13 protein-coding genes are annotated in these 14,156 nt (G+C 60.8%); 6 read left to right on the top strand and 7 right to left on the bottom strand.

Features of this window, described 5'->3' with window-relative positions; all coding sequences use genetic code 11:
• The first annotated feature begins 230 nt into the window (after positions 1-230).
• On the top strand, positions 231-1,130 hold the full coding sequence (locus OB905_13965) for an acyltransferase (protein MCU4927071.1): 900 nt from the start codon (positions 231-233) through the stop codon (positions 1,128-1,130).
• Between the two features lie 81 nt (positions 1,131-1,211).
• Entirely contained in the window at positions 1,212-1,529 is a 318-nt protein-coding gene (locus tag OB905_13960; protein MCU4927070.1) for a hypothetical protein, read from the top strand.
• A 47-nt stretch (positions 1,530-1,576) separates the two neighbouring features.
• Here OB905_13960 and OB905_13955 read toward each other — a convergent pair whose 3' ends face one another.
• Together OB905_13955 and prf1 are read right to left on the bottom strand one after the other, a co-directional pair.
• Positions 1,577-2,320 (bottom strand): hypothetical protein, encoded by a 744-nt coding sequence (locus OB905_13955; GenBank protein MCU4927069.1) that lies wholly within the window; start codon positions 2,318-2,320, stop codon positions 1,577-1,579.
• A gap of 249 nt (positions 2,321-2,569) precedes the next feature.
• Positions 2,570-3,829, bottom strand: coding sequence for a peptide chain release factor aRF-1 (gene prf1, locus OB905_13950; protein MCU4927068.1), 1,260 nt, complete (start codon positions 3,827-3,829; stop codon positions 2,570-2,572).
• Between the two features lie 143 nt (positions 3,830-3,972).
• On the opposite strand from prf1, the gene minD reads away from it, so the two are divergent.
• Positions 3,973-4,797 carry a cell division ATPase MinD gene (gene minD, locus OB905_13945; protein ID MCU4927067.1) on the top strand — a complete coding sequence of 275 codons (825 nt, stop codon included), beginning with the start codon at positions 3,973-3,975 and terminating at the stop codon, positions 4,795-4,797.
• A gap of 237 nt (positions 4,798-5,034) precedes the next feature.
• Positions 5,035-5,550, top strand: coding sequence for a hypothetical protein (locus tag OB905_13940; protein ID MCU4927066.1), 516 nt, complete (start codon positions 5,035-5,037; stop codon positions 5,548-5,550).
• Position 5,551: 1 nt separating this feature from the next.
• Here OB905_13940 and argS read toward each other — a convergent pair whose 3' ends face one another.
• Both argS and OB905_13930 read right to left on the bottom strand, forming a co-directional pair.
• Complete coding sequence (gene argS / locus OB905_13935) at positions 5,552-7,339, bottom strand: arginine--tRNA ligase (GenBank protein MCU4927065.1); 1,788 nt, start codon at positions 7,337-7,339, stop codon at positions 5,552-5,554.
• A 152-nt stretch (positions 7,340-7,491) separates the two neighbouring features.
• Positions 7,492-7,686, bottom strand: a complete 195-nt coding sequence (locus tag OB905_13930; protein ID MCU4927064.1) for a cold shock domain-containing protein — start codon at positions 7,684-7,686, stop codon at positions 7,492-7,494.
• 233 nt (positions 7,687-7,919) lie between these two features.
• On the opposite strand from OB905_13930, the gene OB905_13925 reads away from it, so the two are divergent.
• Positions 7,920-8,768: a sugar phosphate isomerase/epimerase gene (locus OB905_13925; GenBank protein MCU4927063.1), complete on the top strand. Its 849-nt coding sequence runs from the start codon at positions 7,920-7,922 to the stop codon at positions 8,766-8,768.
• Between the two features lie 20 nt (positions 8,769-8,788).
• Here the strand turns inward: OB905_13925 and OB905_13920 are convergent, their stop codons facing one another.
• From OB905_13920 to OB905_13910, 3 genes are all read right to left on the bottom strand, one after another.
• A complete protein-coding gene (locus tag OB905_13920) occupies positions 8,789-9,997 on the bottom strand; it encodes a hypothetical protein (protein MCU4927062.1) in 1,209 nt (402 codons plus the stop codon).
• Between the two features lie 277 nt (positions 9,998-10,274).
• Entirely contained in the window at positions 10,275-11,345 is a 1,071-nt protein-coding gene (locus OB905_13915) for a TIM barrel protein (GenBank protein MCU4927061.1), read from the bottom strand.
• A gap of 215 nt (positions 11,346-11,560) precedes the next feature.
• Positions 11,561-12,547 (bottom strand): sugar phosphate isomerase/epimerase, encoded by a 987-nt coding sequence (locus tag OB905_13910; protein MCU4927060.1) that lies wholly within the window; start codon positions 12,545-12,547, stop codon positions 11,561-11,563.
• A gap of 452 nt (positions 12,548-12,999) precedes the next feature.
• Here OB905_13910 and OB905_13905 point away from each other — a divergent pair, with 452 nt between their 5' ends.
• Positions 13,000-14,103: a plastocyanin/azurin family copper-binding protein gene (locus OB905_13905; protein ID MCU4927059.1), complete on the top strand. Its 1,104-nt coding sequence runs from the start codon at positions 13,000-13,002 to the stop codon at positions 14,101-14,103.
• Positions 14,104-14,156: the final 53 nt, after the last annotated feature.

Here is a 14,156-nt window from a genome sequence, read left to right as displayed (position 1 = left end):
CAAGCTTAACACTCTTTCCCTACACGACGCTCTTCCGATCTCGCCAAAGGCGCCAGCCGATGCCCCCGGTAAAAGAGGTTGCTGTACTGAGCAGATCGAGGGTAACGAAGACCGACCATCTGAATCGGTGGATGACCCCCTCACCGCAGAGGGGACAACCGGCGTCGAGCAGTCCGGACACGCGAGGGCGGAACCGAACCCCTATCAACTCTGCGGCAGTACCGAAGCCTATGACAAAGCGGCACGTCTCGCTTCCGGAGGAGGCCGAGACGGGAATGCGGGCGTTCATCCGTGAGGTCGACGAGCGACTCTCGAGCGAGGAAGACACGTGCGAAGTCGTCCGCGACGTCCTCGTTGACCTTTCGGGCGACCGCGAGGCCTACGACCGCTGGCAGGCCGGCGAGTCGGTGTCGGCAGCAGAGCACGTACGACTGCAGAGCTACGACCCCTGTAACACCACACTCGAGAGCGAGTACTACGCCGAGAAGGACGAACAGCGATTTCGGCGCTCGAAGCACCTCCAGTGGCTCTGGCGGCAGTTCGACAGCCTCCCAATCGCCGACAACGTCGAGTTCGCGCTGCGATTTCGCCGGATGCTCGCCGACCACCTGTTTGCCGACTGCGGCGAGGGCTGTCGCTTCTTCAAGGGGATTACGTTCACCTATGGCCACAACATCGAGGTAGGCGACAACACCGTGATCCACGACGACGTCCACTTGGACGACCGCGGAAAGCTGACGATCGGCGACCGAGTCTCGGTCTCCGACGGCGTCCACGTCTACAGCCACGATCACGACGTCGTCGATCAGACCGCAGTCAGAAACTACCACACGATCGTCGAAGACGACGTTCGCCTCACCTACGATTCGATGGTTCGCGCCGGCAACAGGGTCGGCGAGAACGCCATCGTCGGTGCCCGCGCGATCGTCCAACACGACATCCCCGCCCACCACATCGCCGTCGGCATGCCAGCCAAGAGCGTCAAGGTGAAACCGGGCTGGGAGTCGGTCGCCACCCCGCTCGACGAAGCAGGCGTCAACCGGCAGGGAGACCGACGGCTCCCCTACGAACTCGAGAGCGATCTCGACGTCTTCGACGAGTTCCAGCGTGATCTCGAGCCCCCCGAGTGAGAACTCGTTTTGGTACTCGTGACGGTCATCGTTTCCGACCGCAGCCAATAGCCAAGTGGGTTGAGACCGTATTGCACGGTGATGGAGATCTGGGGCTGGCTCATCGGCTACGCGGTCCTGTTCGCGCTGCTCCATCTGGGGCTTTACTACGTCTACGTGCGTCGCTCGGACGATGAGCACCAGGGAACACCGGCGCTTTCGAGCCCAAAACAGGCCAGTCCGGACCCCTCGAAATCGGGTGGGTCACATCACACCGGTCGGTTCAGCGATCCCGGCGAGTTCGAGGGCTCACTCGAGTTCGACGGCGAGACGATCGAATGTGGCTACTGTGGCGCGCGAAACGAGTCCGACCCCGTGTTCGATCGGTGCTGGAACTGCGTCTCGACGCTGCGAGAGTGAAACCGCCACGAACGGTCAGCAGAGCTAGCTGACGCGGCGACCAGTGACTACGAGAGTGCCTCGTAGAGGGGATCGAGGTGGTCTATGCCGACGACCGCAACCACGGGACGGTCGTCCGTGCTGCGAAGGTCGTTCAGTCGGTCCCCCATACACCGTTCGCGAGTCTCGTCGCGATACCTGAGCGCAGAGCGATCGCCGTCGGGATCGACGCCGCCGAGGAGTGCCTGCACGCCGGCAACGTGGGCGCGTTCGTGATCGGCCTGTTCGAGCGGATCGTCCGAGTCACAGCCGTACTCGATCGGATCGTCGGAGACGACCGAAACGGACGTGGCGTGTGACAGCGTCGCCGCGACGCGACAGGTCAGGGCGTCTCGAGTGGCATCGGTGAGGCCGGAGACGACCCGCTTGGCGGTCGAAGGCGAAACGCGATCCGCGACGAGTCGCGCGAAGAGTCGCCGACAGAACGACCAATTGGGGGCGTCGATGCCATAGATGGTCGTTTCAGGAGCGGCGGCGGCGATGGCGGCACTCATTTCGCCACCGAACTCGGGAGGGGAGTCGCCGTCGCGAGCGTACGTTCGATAGAGGGGAACTGCGGCGGGCGGCAGTTCGAGCGCGAGGGTCGAGGGACGAACGCGCTCGGTGACACGTTCGACACGCGCGACGCTCGCGGGGTGGTCGTGGACGGCGCCGACGAGGATCACGTCGCCCGCGTCGCTAGAGCAGCGGCGACAGAAACGGGACGTGACTCGGGGGTCGTCGAAACGGGCTACAAACGGGGACGCTGCCATGGAGACGAATAGTAATACGGGACTAGCGGCATAACCCTTCTGTTCGGATTCTGGCGATCGATCGTTGCAAATGGAAGCACCATATTTCGGGGAGTAGTAGCGTATTACGGGCCCGTTTGCCGGTCGTCCCGGCCCCGTCGGGAGCGCTACTCAGTCTGGACTACCCGTATCACTTCTGCAACTTCCAACGTCTCGGCTACTCGAACTGGTCGGTCTGGCGGCAAAACGCCGAGACACTACTCGACTCGGTTAGATTCCGGTATCGTATCGCAGAAGGCCGGCGAAGCCGCCGAAGGCGTTGTAGAGCTGTTCGCCCTTTTCGAAGTCCGTCGAAATAAAGTCGGTCTCGGTGCCTCGCTGCTCGGCGATGTCGATCAGGTGCTCGATGGCGTCCTCACGCTCTGCCGCGTCGGGATCTGCCTCGGCTCCACACTCGGAACACTCGTGTTCGGGCGTGGAGTGACGACGGTCGATGATCTCACGATCCTCGGCCCCGCACTCGGAACAGTCGTAGGTGACAACGTCTTTCCGAAGATCCTCGCTGATCAGGAGGGTTTCGACGGCGCCCATCACGAGGTTTCGTCGGGTCTGCTCGAAGCCGTATGTGGCGAGGTCGCCGGCGTGAAGCTGCTGGAAGAACTGCTTCATCACCTGCTTGTCCTGCATTACCTCGGCGTCGGCCAAGGCATCCTCGGCGTTGTCGACGAGCTCGCGGAGGCCGGACTCGTCGGTGTAGGAGACGTCGAACTTGCCGATGACCTTATCCTGAATCTCGTGGTGGAGGTAGTCGCCGTCTAAGAACTCGTCTTTCGTGGGTGAGGGGCCGCCGACGAGGATCCCCTGGAGGTTGTGGCGCTTCGGAACGAACAGGTCGTTTGCCATCCCGGCGACCTCCTGGTAGAAGTTGTCGATCGCCTCTAAGCGCAGGCGGGCGAATCGCTGGGCAGACTGGCCACCCTTTCGCTGCTTGCCCGGAACCAGCGAGGAGGCGGACTTGACGGGCTCGATGCGCTTGCCTTTCAGCCACCCGACGTTGGCCTCGCGCCGATCTAAGACGACCAGACCGTAGAGACCCTTGTCGGCGAGCATGTCCTCTAGCGGGCCGGTGAGGAAGTCGGAGTCACAGTGGTAGCGGAAGGATTCGACGGGCTGGGGCGGACTTTCGAGGACCTTCGTGACCATCTCGGTCTGGCCGCCGCCCGAATCGACGGCGCCCGAGAACAACACGAGTCCGTTATCTGGTGGATAGGTATCGTAGTAGCGCAGCCGGTCTTTGATGCTCGTCAGCGCGTCTTGAACGGCGGTTCGCGTCTGCTTTGACTTGATGTTCGCCGCCTCGGAGTGTTCCTGGGTGACGTGTGCAACGACGTCACTGATTTGCCTATCGTCGGGGACGTAGATCGTTACCAGCTGCGTGCCCGACCCCTCGAAATTTTTGAGGTCCTCGATGACCTTCCGGAACTCGTACTTTTTCCGGTCGGACTGCTCCTGCTCGCCCTCCTGACTCATTAGTCCCACAGAGCGCAGCGGGAGCTAAGTATTCTTTGACCCGGCGACGACCAATAGAGGGAGACGAGAGCCAGTGTGGCAAAGCGAAGGTGACCGTGGTCACGATTTAATACGCTGCCGTGACACTGTGCCCACAGGACCGTATGTCAGAGAAGACAGTCTATGCCATCGCGAGCGGAAAAGGAGGGGTCGGGAAGACGACGACGACGGTAAATCTGGGGGCGGCGATCGCGCAGACGGGCGAGCGCGTCGTGGTCGTCGACACCGATCTGGGAATGGCCAACCTCTCGGGGTTCGTCAGTCTCGACGCCGAGTCGACGACACTACACGACGTGCTAGCTGACGAGGCGCCGCTCCCGGCGGCAACCTACCAGCTCACAGAGAGCCTGGCGGCGATTCCAAGTGGCACCGGGTTGAGCGAGTACGCCAAAACGGAGCCAGAGGGGTTAGGCGACGTCGTCTCCCAACTGCGCGAGAGCTTCGACGTCGTGTTGTTGGACGTCGGTGCGGGTGTGAGCCACGAGACGGTGCTCCCGCTCGGACTGGCCGACAGCGTACTGCTGGTATCGACGCCGGAACCGGCGTCAGTCCACGATACGCGAAAGACCCTCGAGTTAACAGAGCGCACGGGCGGCGAGGTCGCTGGCCTGGTAATCACCCGCACGCGCCCGAGCAGCGACATCTCCTACGAAGAGATCGCGACGCAACTCGACGTCCCACTCGTCGGCACCGTCCCGGACGATACCGCCGTTCGCGAGAGCGTTTACGCCGGGACGCCGCTGGTCGTCTACGATCCGGAGCGGCCCGCGGCCGTCGCGTACACACACATTGCAGGCGAGCTACGCGGTGTAGCCGAGCGTGACGACGAAACGAGTGAAACCGAAGCCGTGAGAGAAGCAGACGGGAACGGTGACGAAGGGGGCGAGGCGGTCACGGAGACGATCACAGAGGCCGAATCGAATCGGTAGCAACGAGACACGGCGGTATCGAGAGCTTACAGCCGACTGCACCAACCCGCCCGAATCAGAGAGCACGAGTGTACGTCCATCCTGGCGTTCGATCCGAGCGCCTACTGGATCGCGAGGCGCGCAGTGACGGCTCTGAGAGGGGTCGAAACGCCGAAATGAGGGAGACAGTCCGCCCGAACGGAGTGTCAGGAGGGTACGAGATCAGTACTAATCAACAGGGATGTGGTCGGCCCGACCATGGAGCGAAGAACATTCCTCCTCGGCAGCGGCGTCGTGTTCGCAAGCGCACTGGCTGGCTGTACCGAGACCAGCAGCGACGAAGACGATTCCGGTGGCGATGATGACGGAACGGACGACGGAGACACCGATGACGAAACCCACGACGAGAAACGGGAAGCAGGACACGTCGACGACATCGACGGCTTCGACGAAAAGAAACTCGAGAAGTACGGGCTCGACGTCGAGTACGTGATCCACGACGAGAAGAAACTCGACGTCGGCGTGAAGCCGTCCAAGGCAATGTCCGACGATGACTACGAATACGCCACCAAGCTCGGAGACGCCATGGCGGACGCGGTCGGCGATTACAAGGCGTTCGAAAAACACGTCGAGTCGATCAGCATGACCGTCTACGGCCCGGAAAAAGCGATCCTCATGTCGGTGTACGTCAACGTGGCGCTACTTCGTGCGTATACGGACGACGAACTCACCGACCACGAGTTCGTCGAGAAGGTGCTCGCAGAAACCCACTAACTCACATCGAGCGCGGCGCAGCGACGCCGAGCACCGACAACGCGTTCGCGATCGTGTGCCGGGACGCCCCCACGAGCGCAAGGCGGGCCTCGCGGAGCTCCGCGTCGACGTCGTCGGCGAGAACCGGACACTCGCGATAGAAGGCGTTGAACGCCTCGGCGAACTCGCGCGTGTACGTCGCGATGCGGTGTGGTTGGAGATCGGTAGCAGCGGACTCGACGACGGCGGGATAGCGTGCGATCGTTTCGAGGAGATCGCGCTCGGCGTCGGTTGCGAGGGCCGTCGCATCGATCGCGTCGAGGTCGACGTCCTGATGGTGGAGATCGCGCTCGGGGTCGAGCCCGGCTTCCTCTAAAATGCCACAACAGCGCGCGTGGACGTACTGGACGTACGGCGCGGACTGTGCCTCGAAGTCTAATGCGCGGTCCCACTCGAAGGTGATCGCCTTGGTGGGCTGTTTCGAGACGACGTCGTATCTGACGGCGCCGATGCCGACCTGGTGGGCGATGCGCTCGATGTCGTCGTCGTCGAGATCGTCGTCCCGAATTCGGTCGTCGAGGCGATCTTCGACCTCGTCTCGTGCGCGTTCGATCGCCTCGTCGAGCAGGTCGTCCAGATCGACGCCGGTACCCCGGCGGGTGCTCATCTTTCCCTCCGGGAGGTTGACGTAGGAGTAGAGCACCTGTTCGAGAGGATCGGTGTCGTTGCCGAGCAGTTCGAGTGCGGTGCGAACCTGCCGGGCCTGGAGCTTGTGGTCCTCTCCGAGGACGGTCACGGCGCGATCGAAGTTGTCGAACTTCCACTCGTGGTGGGCGAGGTCCCGCGTCGCGTACAGCGAGGTACCATCGGAGCGCAGGAAGACGAGGTTCTTGTCGATACCCGCTTCCTCGAGGTCGAGCTGCCAGGCGTCTTCCTCGTAGACGGCCTCGTCGAGCGCTTTGAGACGAGCGACGAGGTCATCAGTGTCGCCGTTTCGCATAAATTGCGTCTCTTTGACGAACTCGTCGAACTCGGCGGGCAGACGGGCGAGACAGTCTTTCATTCCCGAGAGGACCTGGTCGACGACCTCGCCAACGCGCTCGTAGGCGGCCTCGTCGCCGGCTTCTAACCCCTGCATGATGGACTCGATCTCGGCTTCGGCTGCGGCGACCTCCTCGTCGGGACCGTTCTCGAGGAAGGCATTCCCGTGACGGTAGTACCGAACGAGATCGTACTCGATACGGTCGCGTTCGGGCTCGTCTGCGATGTCGTCCTCGTCGAACGTCTCATAGGCCCAGGCGAAGACCGCCATCTGCCGACCGGCGTCGTTAACGTAGTAGTGGCGGGCGACGTCGTAACCCGCGGCGTCGAGCAGGTTCGAGACAGCGTCGCCGATGATCGGGTTGCGGGCTCGACCAACGTGGACCGGCCCGGTCGGGTTCGCGCTGGTGTGCTCGACAACGACCGACTCGCCGCGGTCCTCGAGGTGACCGTAGTCCTCGTCGACGGCGCGTTCGAGCGTGCCCGCGAAGTAGGCCTCGCTCGGCAGGAAGTTGAGGTAGGGACCCTGGGTCTCGATGCTCGAGACGTAAGTCAGGTCGTCGGGGTCGATCTCGTCTGCTAGCTGGGCAGCGACCTGGGGCGGCGGCGCGCCAGCCTCGCTGGCCAGCCGGAAGGCGACGCTCGAGGCCAGTACGCTGTCGACGTCGTCGGGCGGTTCCTCGATTCCGAGATCTCCGGTCGGAAACTCGAGGGTCGAGAGCGCCTCCTCAATGGCGTCTTCGACCTCTGTGCGAACAGAACGGAACATACCGCCCGGTATTCAGGGCGGGAGTAAATGGGTGTCGGGTTGGATGCTGCCACGGCGAGCGCTACGGACGTGAGCAGCGAGGCGACGACAGCGCCGTCGCTAGAAGGTGTAAAGTGCTGCAGTCAAGAGTCGATACCGTTTACGAATTTGCCTTAGAGGCGCTGGACGTTCGTCGCGCGTGGGCCCTTGGGGGCCTGCTCGATGTCGAACTCAATGTCCGTGCCTTCTTCGAGGTCCGGGCCGCCGACGTCTTCCATGTGGAAGAAAACGTCATCGTCCGCGTCGTCCGTCGAAATGAAACCGTAGCCGCCTGTGTCGTTGAAGAAATCAACGTTTCCTTTCGCCATTGCAATTTAACCGATGCCCGCCACACGGATAACAGTTGGGTTACGCTCGTCCATTCACGTAACAGAGATAATTAGGGCGAAAATCAGAGATGAGCCACTAATAACCCCCAGAAGCCAACAGTGGTACATATAACCCGCATGAGACGTAGCGTTACAGGAAGAAGACATCTCGACAGACAGTCACGCCCGGGTAAGCGAAAAGGTATAACCCGACCGAAGGGGTAACAGAGAGCATGGTAGAACTCGCCTTTTCCACGAACGCGTACACGCGCTTCGAGCTATCCGACGCGGTCAGACGGATCGGCGACCACGAGTACGCGGGCGTAGAACTGCTCGCAGACGAACCTCACGCCTATCTGCCGGAGTTCGGCGACGACGATCGAGAGGCACTCACGACGGCCCTAAAAGAGTCTGAGCTCTCGGTCTCGAACATCAATGCGAACACGACGACGGGCTACTACGACGACGCACCACCCTCAGCCTTCTTCGATCCGACGATTCTCACCGCCGACGACGAGCAACGCGCCTGGCGGGTCGCGTACACGAAAGACGCCATCGACCTCGCAGTGGCCGTCGACTCGCCAGCGATCTGTGTCGCGACCGGCCGTCCGGAGCCCGGGAATCCGCCAGAAGAAGCCCGAGAGTACCTCCTTGACTCGCTTGCGGAGATCACCGACTACGCCGAGGAGCGGGGCGTCGAGGTCGGTATCGAGTTCGAACCAGAGTTGCTCGTCGAGTGTACCGACGAAGTACTCGAACTGATCGACGAGGTCGACAGCGATGCGCTCGGCGTCAACTTCGACGTTGGCCACGCCGCAGTCTACGGGGAAGACCCCGCCGAGAGTATCCGGCGGTGTGCGGGCCACCTGACGGGCGTCCACCTGGAGGACATCGTTGGAGGAATTCGTGGCAAGCACTATCACCGCATTCCCGGCGAGGGCGACCTCGACTTCGAGGCGGTCTTCGCGGCGCTCGACGAGATCGACTACGACGGGTTCGCGACGATGGAACTGTACACCTATCCCGACGAACCTGATCGAGCAGCAGCAGCGGCTTACGACGCGCTCAAAAAGTACGTGTAATCGGAACGAACGGAGGGAAGTTACTCGTCGGCTTCTTCCTCCTCCTCTTCTTCAGCTTCCTCCTCCTCTTCTTCCTCTTCTTCAGCTTCCTCCTCCTCTTCTTCCTCTTCTTCAGCTTCCTCCTCCTCTTCCTCCTCTTCTTCAGCTTCCTCCTCCTCTTCCTCCTCTTCCACGAGCTCCTCGTCGGGTTCGTGGATGATCGCCGGGTGGACGTCTGCACCCTCGATGGCACAGACTCCGTCGGGTTCCCACGCGGCGTTGACGCGGTTGAGCCAGTAGCCGGCGTATTCGAAGGAGTCGTATGGCTGGGGTGAGTTGTCGTACTCGTAGACGAGGTGGTCGATCTCGGAAGCGTTTCGTGCCGCGGCGGCGATCGCCTGCATACTGATGTCACCCTCGTGGATCTCGGTCAGTTCGCCGGTTCCTTCCTCGCCTTCCGTTCGCGTTCCGGCTTCTGCCTGCCAGTTTTTCATGTGCAGGGACTCGATCTTGTCACCGTACTCGGTGATGTAGTGGATCGGGTCCGGTCGGTCGACGCCGGCGAGAACCCAGGCGACGTCGAGTTGCACATAGACGTCCTCCTCGAGTTCCTCGATGAAGACGTCGTAGGCACGCTCGTCGCCGTCGTCTAGGTACCGGAACTCGTGTTCGTGGTTGTGATAGCCAAACTGGAAGTCGTGGTCGGCCATCTCGTCGGCGAGGGTGTTACACCGCTCGGCGAACTCGACGACGCTCTCTTCGGTCTCCCACGTTTCTTCGTCTTCGAACGGCTCGATCAGCGGCGGGTTGCGACCGTCGTGGGCGAACTGTTCGTACAGTTCGGCCATCCCCTCCGGATCGTCCTCGATTTCCTCCATATCCTCGTGGGCGCTGCTCATGTAGACGCCAGTCTCCTCTTGGGCCTCGAGCATCTCCTCCTCGTCGTCGATCATGTACGGCTCGTAGGAGTGAAGATCGGCATCGGCACTCAGGTGGATGAGATCGGCGTTCGTGTAGTCTTCGTCGAGGAGTTCGTTGAACGACCAGAACTGTGAGCCGGTTGGGAGCTCTTCGCCGTCTTGTGCTGCGACGTCAGCAGCTGACTGACTCCACTGGCCGGGCTGTCCGTCCGCACCAGCCGCCCCTGTCACTGCAGTTGCGACGCCAGCCGCGCCGATGCCCTGCAGGACGCGCCGACGATTCGTCCCCTCAGTCGCGTGTTCGCGTTCCGGATCTGTCTGCGGTGCCATGTGAGCGTAGTCAATAATACGTGTGTTAGGCGTTTCGATAGTGTGAATGAAGCTCACAACTAATAGAACGATATCAATGAAAGTAACACCTAATTTCTCGAGTAAGAGTGTACAAGAAGGTTATAATTACCACTAGAGGTGGATCTTCCGCCAGCCACGTCTCGAAGGTAGCGTCCGCACCGACGGCGGCGACACTCAAGAGGGACAGAGCACAGTAACCAACTGATAGTCAACCGTCGAAAGAATCGGAAGAAGCTGACCGCCAGTGTGGCGTCAGTTAGTGCAGCTTTGCTGGGTGAGTGTCTGCGTCTTCGATCGCGCAGATACCGGCGGGGTCCCACGGGTGGTTGATCTTGTTCAACCAGTAGCCGGCGTACTCGAAGGACTCCTCAGGGTTCGGAGCCTGATCGTACTCGTAGATGAGGTACTCGACGTCGGAGGCGTTGCGCGCTGCGGTCGCGATCGCGCGCATGTTGAGGTCGCCCTCGTGAATCTCGGTGAGGTCGCCGTTACCCATCTCACCCGAACCGTGCGAGCGGTTGTCAGCTGCCTCCCAGTTTTTCATGTGGAGGGAGTTGATCTGGTCACCGTACTCGGTGAGGTAGTAGAGCGGATCCGGTCGGTCCTCGCCGGCGAAACACCAGGCGACGTCCAGCTGGACGTGAACGTGATCCTCGACTTCCTCGAGGAAGAGGTCGTAGCCGTACTCGTCGGAGCCGTCGAGATAGGTGAACTCCCAGTCGTGGTTGTGGTAGCCGAACTCCATGTCGTGGTCGGCCAGGATGTCGGCGGCCTCGTTACACTCCTGGGCCCACTCGATGACCTCGTCCTCGTCGCTCCACTCGCTGGTGCCTCCGTAGGAGGGATCGATCAGCGCCGGGTAGCCGTCGTCGCTTTCGAACTGCTCGAAGACGCCGACGAGGTCCTCTTCGGAGTCGAAGACGTCGCCGATGCCGATGTGGGCGCTGCTCATGTAGACGCCAGCGTCCTCCTCGGCGTCGAGCATGTCGTCGATCTCGTCCTGATCCGTGTCCGGGCCGACGCTGAACGGCTCGTAGGTGTGGAGGTCGTTCTCCCCGCTCAGTTCGATCATGTTCACGTTCGAGTCGTCGTCAATGTTGGAGGCAAACGACCAGAACTGTGAACCGGTTGGGATCGCGTCGTCATCCTGGGCCGAGACGTTAGCGGCAGCCTGGCTGAACTGGCCGGACTGGCCGTCAGCGCTGACCTTACCCGCAACCGCACCTGCGACACCGGCCGCACCGATGCCCTGCAGGACTGTCCGTCGGTTGGAACCGCCACTGTTCTCCGCACGATCGCTCGTGGATTGCTGCTGTGAGTCGCTCATAGTGATTTTAATAGTCGATTGTCGGTTGCTGTCCCCTACCATACGGATTGATTGGAGACCGTAAGGTGATTATACAGGCAATCTCGCATAATAGTTTCGGTGATGGTATGCATCTGCAAATGAGGCAGCAGAGCGGTTCTGCCAGAGGTTTGCGAAAGTAAAAAGCTACTACTGTTCGAAAATATCTCCGCAAATAATAGACGCAGATCGTCTACTTACTGAAGCTTCGCAGGGTGAGTGTCTGCGCCTGGGATCGCACAGATACCACCGGGCGAATACGGGTGGTTCAGCTTGTTCATCCAGTAGCCACCGGTCTCGAGGGACTCGAGTGGGTCCTCGGGAGCGTCGTGCTCGTAGACGAGCAGGTCGACGTCTGCGGCGTTACGGGCCGCCGTCGCGACACCACGCATGCCAACTTCGCCCTCGTCGATCTCGACGAAGTCGCCGTCGCGCATGTTCTTCATGTGAATCGATTCGACCAGGTCAGCGTACTCGACGATGTAGTGGATCGGATCTTCGCCGCCAGTCAGCACCCAGCCCGCGTCGATCTGGAGGTGGACGTGGTCTTCGACCTCCTCCGCGAAGATGTCGAAGGCGATCTCGTCGCCGTCCTCAATCTGCTCGAACTCGTGGTCGTGGTTGTGGTAGCCGAACTCGAGACCGTGATCGGCCATCAGGTCCGCCGCCTCGTTGATATCGTGGGCGATGTCCAGGACGTCCTCTTCGGTATCCCAGCCGCCGATATATGCCTCGATGAGCGCGGGTTCGCCGTACTCGAGGTACATCTCAGCGACGCCGTCGGGATCGTCGAGCACGTCGCCGACACCCTGGTGTGCGCTTTCCATCGTGACGCCGGTGTCGTCGATTGCCTCGTTGATTGCTTCGGTGTCGGAATCCTCGCTGATCGAATACGGCTCGAAGTGGTCGTAGCCGGCCTCGTCCATCTCGTAGACCAGTTCCGCGGTCGAGAGGTCGCTGTCGCGGAACGACCAAAACTGTGCCGACGTTGGAATCTCGTCGTGGTCTGCGGAAACCTCTGCGGCGGCCTGGCTGAACTGACCGGACTGGCCGTCAGCACTCGCTTTCCCCGCCACAGCGGTTGCGACACCAGCCGCACCGATTCCCTGCAACACGCGCCGTCGATTTGCTCCGCCTTTGTTCTCCGTCTCGTCGCCTGCCGAATGGTTCTGTGAGTCGCTCATAGTGGATTTCAAACGTCGGTTGTCGGTTGGTATCCTACCATTTCAATCGTGGTAATGATAGGCTGTACATGACTAAGAAAACTGATTTCACTTAAGTGTTTTGGGAGTGGTAAACGTACCCATAGGAAAGCAAAAGATGAACAATAGGTAGTAACCCAGTGCCTGCACAGGTATTGATCCTAACGTAACCAGTTTCCTACATTTAGACGATCGTACGATTAAACCACCAATACAGTCAATATAATTGATGTATGTCAGAAATGGAGTGCCGTTGGACACCGGTCACGGAGGGCGGTAAACAGGACAATCTCTCAGGGCAAGAATAGGACTTGGGCAAAAACGCGAGTACGCACACACCAAAGAAAGTATTTCGAGACGAACAGAAGGTTAGGAAAAGGGACAAAAAATAACAACAGAAGATTCATAATCGCAGATATACCGGTATCTAAGTGATGGCCGACTATACATCTCGACGTACACTACTGAAGCTGACCGGTGGAGCCGGGTCCCTAGCCCTCCTTGCAGGCTGTCTCGGCGATGACGACGAGAACGGCGACGATGCCAACGGTGACGACGACGGAAACGGTGACGACGATCATGACCACGACGATGGGAATGGCGACGACAACGGCGAGCCCGAACCCGCCATCTTCGAGGTCAGCGAGTTAGATCCCGACTCGCTGACGATCACCGAAGGTGATGAGATCGACGTCTCCGCGACGATCACCAACACGGGCGAGCAGGACGGCGAGCAGGACATCGAACTGCGCGTCGACGATGACACGCTCGCAGTCGAAGACGTTTCACTCGATGCCGACGGCGAGGAAACCGTCTCGTTCGAGGGCGTCGCGACCGAGGAGTTCGAGGCTGATGGTTACACGTACGGTGTTCACTCGGACGACGACGAAGAGACGGGAACGCTGACTGTGCAAGAGGCTGCCGATCCTGACGACGCCTACTTCGAGGTCAGCGACCTCGATCCCGAAGCCGTGACGGTCGATCCCGGCGATGAAATCGACGTCTCCGCGACGGTCACCAACACCGGCGAACAAGACGGCACACAGGACATCGAACTACGAATCGACGGCGACGCTGTCGACTCCCAAGAACTCACGCTCGAACCAGAAGCGTCGGAGTCGGTTAGCTTCGAAGGAGTTGGGACCGACGATCTCGTCGGCGAGTACAGCTACGGCGTCTACTCGAGCAACGACAACGTGACGGGGACGCTGACGGTCGAGGATCCGTTCGCAACGATCGAACTCGAGGGTGATCGCTCGGCATGGGTAGGCGTTGCTCCCGACCAGATCGCCGGTGAAGAGAACCCGACGCTGGAACTGCACGCCGACCAAGAGTATACGCTCGAATGGGAGAACGTTGATGGGATGTTCCACAACTTCGAGATCGAAACCGAAGGCGGTGATACGCTGGTCAGTACGGACGGGGTCTCCGGTGAGGGGGAGACAGAGACGGTTACGTTCACCGCCACGGATGACATGGCCGAGTACTTGTGCATGCCTCACCCACTCGCCATGCGCGGCGAGATAGACGTCGAATAGCGGAGATCGGTTCTACCGGGCCGGCCATATCGGGCCGCATGCTATTCACCCCG

Source organism: Halobacteria archaeon AArc-dxtr1, from assembly GCA_025517425.1.
Taxonomy (GTDB): domain Archaea; phylum Halobacteriota; class Halobacteria; order Halobacteriales; family Natrialbaceae; genus Halostagnicola.
The sequence above is the reverse complement of the archived record's forward strand: the minus strand, read 5'-3'. Positions and strand labels throughout refer to the sequence as shown.